The following is a 5,543-nucleotide window of genomic DNA, read 5'->3' as shown; positions in this document are numbered from 1 at the left end:
GTTTCCGGTCGCCATGGCGAAGGTGAAACACCCGTTCCCATCCCGAACACGGCAGTTAAGCCCTTCAGCGCCGATGGTACTGTGACCGAAGGCGTCACGGGAGAGTAGGACGCGGCCGGGGAATCTCGAGAGAGGGCGGAGTCGAAAGATTCCGCCCTTTCTTTATTTTTTCAGACTCGTTTGTTCCCCGCGGCGTGGCTAGCGCACGATAAGCATGATCTTGAAGACCTTGGCTGGCTTCGAGCCCTTCTCCCATGGACGCAGGTAATGAAGCTCGAGCGTCCCGCTCCCGCTCGTTTCGATTCCAAAGTGGAAAATCTGAAGTCCCGACGCACCGGGCATCGCATTGTCGAGCGTGAACGCCGGCTCCCCGACCTGCCTCGCGAAGCCGCCGGCAATCGGCTCAGCCTGCCATGTGTAGCCGGTCCCCGAAGTCGCGGGCAGTGAGATCTCCAGCGCATCGCCGCGATCGAGCGCAAACTCGCGGCCGTTATCCTCCTGCGAAACAAAAACCACGCTCGCACTCGCGCGTGACGCGACCAGCAGTGCTACCAAGAGCGCCAGCACCTGCCATCGGCAAGCTCTCATTCCGACTTCTTGCCCTCGAATGCGTCGAGCAGCCAATCAGGAAGCGGCTCGAAAAAGCTCGCAGGCACAGTGAATCTACCTTTGTCCAGACCAATCGGCCGTAGTTGGCGACCCTCAGGCTCAAGCGGACGAATTTCGGCGATCGGCACGTTGCGCTCACAGAGGATGATAGTCTCGCCATTCTTTACGCGACGCAGATACTTGGAAAGGTGATTCTTGGCCTCGGTGATATTGATTCGAGTCACGCATTGAATTCTGTCACTCGCTAGACTTCTCCGCTATGACTCTTCGTCATGGTGATTCGGTCGCGCCATAAGGAACCTCGCGCGCGGGAGATTGGGATTCCGTTTGACGGGAACCCCGGGCCGCTCAATGCGATCACCGATGTGGCCGGCGTCGATGTCGGTCATGCCACGATCATTCGCGGCGACGGCAAGCTTGTGGTTGGACGCGGGCCGGTTCGCACTGGCGTCACCGCGATTCTGCCGCGCGGAAGGCGCGACCCATCTCCGGTCGCCGCAGGATACTTCTCGCTCAACGGCAATGGCGAGATGACCGGCACGGCGTGGGTCGAAGAGTCGGGCCTGCTCACGACACCAATCATGATCACCAACACTCACAGCGTCGGCGTGGTGCGCGACGCGGTAATCGCGTGGCAGGTGCGGCGTCGCATGATGACGCAGCCGTGGTCGCTGCCGGTCGTCGCCGAGACCTACGACGGACTGCTCAACGACATCGACGGATTCCACGTCACTGCCGAGCATGCATGGGAAGCCCTTGCGCGCGCGCGCGGCGGACGCGTCGTTGAAGGATGCGTTGGCGGGGGCACCGGAATGATCGGATACGGATGGAAGGGCGGAATCGGCACGGCGTCACGACGACTCGATCGCAAATCCGGCGGCTATACGTTGGGAGTCCTGGTGCAGCTCAATTGCGGACGTCCGACTGAGCTGACAGTTGCCGGCGTCCCGGTCGGCAAAGAGCTTCGGCCGGGCCATGATCCGTTCAGCACGCAGGAACTTGGATCGATCATTATCGTTGCGGCCACCGATGCGCCGCTGATGCCGCATCAACTCAAACGAATCGCGCGGCGACTCACGATGGGCCTCGCGCGCAACGGCAGCGTGTCGGGCAACGGCTCAGGCGACCTGTTCATCGCATTTTCCACGGCCAACCATGTAAGCGCGAACCGCTCCGACGTCGAGACCGTGAAGATGCTGCGAAACTCGAGGATGGATCCGCTGTTCACCGCGGCCCTCCAGGCGACCGAAGAAGCGATCGTCAACGCGCTGGTGGCAGCGCGCACGATGGTGGGAATCAACAGCTATCGCGTCGAGGCTATCCCGCACGATCGCCTCGTCGATGTGATGCGCAAATACGGCAGGTAAAATTTGCCTCCGCCGCGATCGCGAAATACTGTCCAGCATTGTGGCGTCGGCCAATCAAATAAAGCTTTTCTCGGACTCCGGGCAGTTCCTCGAACGCGTACAGCCGTTTCTCTTGAGGCGTGAGGCTGAGCATTGCTTGATTCTCGGGCTGCTCGATGGGCTTCGGGCGGGTGAGCAGTGGGGCAACGAGCCGCCGCTGATGGCGACGGTTGAAAATCATGATGAGGTCGCGGCTGTCGTTCTGATGACGCCGCCGCATAATCTCATCCTTTCGTGGACGGTCGATGATTCGGCGCTCGACCTGATAGCCGTCGACCTTCATGCAAAAAGCCTTGCGCTTCCCGGCGTCAACGGATCGGCTGACATCGCGCAAAAGTTCGCGCTGAGGTGGTCGGAACTCTCAGGATGCCGCTACCGCGTCCAGATGGCGCAGCGCATCTACCAGTTGAGCCGCGTCACAATAGAAACGAGAGCGGCGGGACGTCTCCGCGAACCTGATCGATCCGACGAAGCATTGCTGCGCGAATGGCGTGCCGGCTTTTCGGTGGACGCCGAGGGCATGGATCCCGAACAAGCCCGGGAGGCCGCCGCACAGCCGTTGCCGCGGTCACGACGCCTGATGTTGTGGGAGGTTGAAGGAATCGCAGTATCGATGGCGGGATACGCGGGACCGACGCCGAACGGTATTCGCGTCGCATGGGTCTACACGCCACCCGAGAATCGGGGCAAAGGATTCGCGGGCGCGTGCGTCGCGGCGCTCAGCCAGAAGCTGCTCGATGACGGCCGCAAGTTCTGTTTTCTCTACACCGACCTTGCCAACCCAATCTCCAATCACATCTATCAGAGAATGGGCTACGAGCCAGTCACCGACGCCACCGTCTATTCGTTCTCGCAGGAAGTTCAACTATGAATGCAAAACGGTTATCCATTTCGTTGGTTGGAATCATTCTTCTTCTGTGCCTCGGTGCGGGAGCGCGTGCGGAGTCTCCGACCAAGTCGAGCGCTCCACCTGATCGAGTCCGCAACTTCAAATTCACCTATCACGCGGATATCCCGGTCTCGAATCCGGCCGCGAAGAAGTTCGAAGCGTGGATTCCGCTTCCTCGCGAAGACGCCTTTCAGCAGATTCGCGATCTGAAGATTGAGACGCCGGTGCATTTCGAAATCGTCGACCAGGGTTCGAACGGAAATCGCATCGCGCATCTCGAGGCCATTGCGCCGCTGCCGACCTCTGTGCCCGTCACAATGAGTTTCTCGACAATCAGGCGCGAGGAGGCCGCTAACATGATTGCGGCGGCGCGCGATTTACCCGAGCCGACCGATCGACACTTCGCTGTCTACCTCGAACCGAATCGTCTCGTGCCGTTAACCGGCAGAATCGCGCAGGTCAGTGCGAACCTGGCGGAGACCGATGTGACGCCGCTGCAGCAGGCGTTCGTCGATTACGAGTATGTGACTTCAATCATGAAATACGACAAGAGCGGGACGGGATGGGGCCGTGGCGACGCGCTTTACGCATGTGACGTGCGACGTGGCAACTGCACCGACTTTCATTCGCTGTTCATTGGACTCGCGCGCGCCCGCGGAATCCCGGCGCGGTTTACGATTGGCTTTCCTATAGGCTCCGCGAAGTCCGGCGACGTGCCGGGCTACCACTGCTGGGCTGAATTCTACTCGGGCGGTGTGTGGGTGCCGGTCGATGCGTCCGAAGCGTCGAAGCATCGCGACCGCCACGACTACTATTTCGGGCATCTGGACGCGGCGCGGGTCGCATTCACGATGGGTCGTGACCTGGTGCTGAAGCCTCCGCAGAAAGGTGAGCCGCTCAACTACCTGATTTATCCTTACGCCGAGATCGACGGAGCGGCGGTGCCGCAGAAAGAAATCAAGACGAAGTTTTCTTACGCGGATACGGGCGCGTAATGCGAATCTAGAACATCGCGAACTGGGCGCTCTTGTCGACGTTTACCTTCATCGCGCTGGCGCTGGAGCTGACGACGCGACACGCGATTGAATCGCCGTTCTTGCACGCATTGTCGGCGACGTCGGTTTGGGTCTTCGGCCACACTAACTGCGAGAGCGATTCGCAATCGTTCGCGTCGCCTGCTTTGCATGACGCATAGAGATTCGCGTACTTCTCGCCGAGGCGATCGCATACCGCGGCGTCGCCACCATCGCACGCAACTGTGTCGAGCGCCTGGCAGGCTGCTTCGTCGTTAGCCCGACACTTTTGCGAGAGCTGCTTGCTGGCCTGCGCCTGGAATGCAGGGACGTAGGCGGTGCACAGGCGGGCGGGCGCCTCGCAACTCGACTGGAGCATCGCAACGCAAGCGTCAGTTTCGTTTTGCGCGCATCGGTCGGCGTTGGTCTGGTAGAGCCGATAGGCGACCGATTCGCCGTACGACATGCATCCGGAAATCGAACACGCTGCCGCCGCGATTACCGCGAGCGGAAACGCCCCTCGGCAATTTGGAAACCAATTGCGCATAACCTAAAGACGACGGGGGTTGCCGAATGTTTCAAAAAGGCGAAGAGATGATGAAAAAAAGGCAGCCCTCAAGGACTGCCTTGTCATTAGAAGCGTGAAAGCAATTAGTGTTTTGTTTCGATTCGTCTGCCGTACGTTACTTCGCCCTTGTCCACGCGCAAGCTGAAACCACAATCAGGATTCGTGCAAACCCATGCCTTGAACAACACCGAAGCGCCTTCCTGTCCGTAGTCGGACAGGGGAATCAACGCTCCCGCGTTACACTTCTGGCACTTCGGCCACTCCATCATCCGCGCCTCCTTACAGCCGACCCGAACCGCATCGTCCGTGCCTGAAATTATCCGACCAACAAATCTAAAGCAACGTGCCTCGAAGCCGTCGAGGGGCGTGCCGATGCGCGTTCTGAACGCGCTTGATGTGCGGGCAGGCGACGGCTACTTGAGCGCGCGCACCGAGAAGCCGCGGTCGTTGCAGCAGAGCAGCGAGCGCTTGCCGTCGAGCACGGTCTCGAGCACGACTTCGCGGCCCCACAGCCGCTGCAGGTAGTTGAGGCTCTTCTCGGCGTACTCGATGTGCAGGTCGCGGCCGTCGTGATCGTGCTTGACGTAGAGCGTGCGGTTCTGGCCGAAGTCGGCGTCGTCGACCTTGAGGACTGGAATCGAGTTGGTGCCGACGTTCTTGATCAATGTCGCCTTGACTTCCTTCCAACCCTCGTCGTCGGCCACTTTGCTGACGACCAACTCCTCGCCGCGCGCCTCGTATTCGAAAATATCCATCTCGCGCATGAGATCTTCGGTCAGGTACCGGCGCAGGAACGACGCGTCGCGCTCGACCTCGCGAACCTCGAAGATTTTCTCGGTCCCGGATTTTACGGGCTTCCCATCGCGCTTGATTTCTTCGGCGGTCGGATTCGTGTAGCGGCGATAGATGTCTTCCCAAAGCTTGAGGCCGAGATGGTACGGGTTGATCTGGCCGGGAATCGGGCGGACGACCTGGTTGTGATTGACGATGAATTCGAGATGCAGTCCCTGGTCGAGGTCGAGCGATTCCAGAATTTTCTTGTGCCAATAACTCGCCCA

General features: G+C 59.9%; 7 protein-coding genes and 1 rRNA gene. 4 read left to right on the top strand and 4 right to left on the bottom strand.

All coding sequences use genetic code 11. The features are described 5' to 3' along the window. Positions 1-3 precede the first annotated feature (3 nt). Positions 4-121 (top strand): 5S ribosomal RNA (gene rrf, locus WB650_RS04020). Between the two features lie 77 nt (positions 122-198). Here the strand turns inward: rrf and WB650_RS04015 are convergent. Continuing rightward, complete coding sequence (locus WB650_RS04015) at positions 199-588, bottom strand: protease inhibitor I42 family protein (protein WP_422300700.1); 390 nt, start codon at positions 586-588, stop codon at positions 199-201. Then, positions 585-833, bottom strand: coding sequence for a type II toxin-antitoxin system Phd/YefM family antitoxin (locus tag WB650_RS04010; protein WP_422300699.1), 249 nt, complete (start codon positions 831-833; stop codon positions 585-587). The genes WB650_RS04015 and WB650_RS04010 overlap by 4 nt, the downstream gene beginning before the upstream one ends. Before the next feature lie 48 nt (positions 834-881). On the opposite strand from WB650_RS04010, the gene WB650_RS04005 reads away from it, so the two are divergent. The 3 genes from WB650_RS04005 to WB650_RS03995 are packed head-to-tail and all read left to right on the top strand — an operon-like array spanning position 882 to position 3,899. Then, positions 882-1,976: a P1 family peptidase gene (locus WB650_RS04005; RefSeq protein ID WP_422300698.1), complete on the top strand. Its 1,095-nt coding sequence runs from the start codon at positions 882-884 to the stop codon at positions 1,974-1,976. A 40-nt stretch (positions 1,977-2,016) separates the two neighbouring features. Next, positions 2,017-2,886, top strand: a complete 870-nt coding sequence (locus WB650_RS04000) for a GNAT family N-acetyltransferase (RefSeq protein WP_422300697.1) — start codon at positions 2,017-2,019, stop codon at positions 2,884-2,886. Beyond that, positions 2,883-3,899: a transglutaminase-like domain-containing protein gene (locus WB650_RS03995; protein WP_423959530.1), complete on the top strand. Its 1,017-nt coding sequence runs from the start codon at positions 2,883-2,885 to the stop codon at positions 3,897-3,899. Before WB650_RS04000 ends, WB650_RS03995 begins: the two co-directional genes overlap by 4 nt. A 7-nt stretch (positions 3,900-3,906) precedes the next feature. On the opposite strand, the gene WB650_RS03990 is transcribed toward WB650_RS03995, so the two are convergent. After that, positions 3,907-4,383: a hypothetical protein gene (locus WB650_RS03990; RefSeq protein ID WP_423959528.1), complete on the bottom strand. Its 477-nt coding sequence runs from the start codon at positions 4,381-4,383 to the stop codon at positions 3,907-3,909. A 515-nt stretch (positions 4,384-4,898) separates the two neighbouring features. Further along, the coding region (locus tag WB650_RS03985) for a SpoVR family protein (protein WP_423959526.1) at positions 4,899-5,543 on the bottom strand (645 nt) is incomplete at its 5' end.

This window comes from Binatus sp. (SeqCode), assembly GCF_049584895.1.
Lineage (GTDB): Bacteria > Desulfobacterota > Binatia > Binatales > Binataceae > Binatus.
Note: the sequence above shows the minus strand (reverse complement) of the source record. Positions and strands in the feature narration are given on the sequence as shown.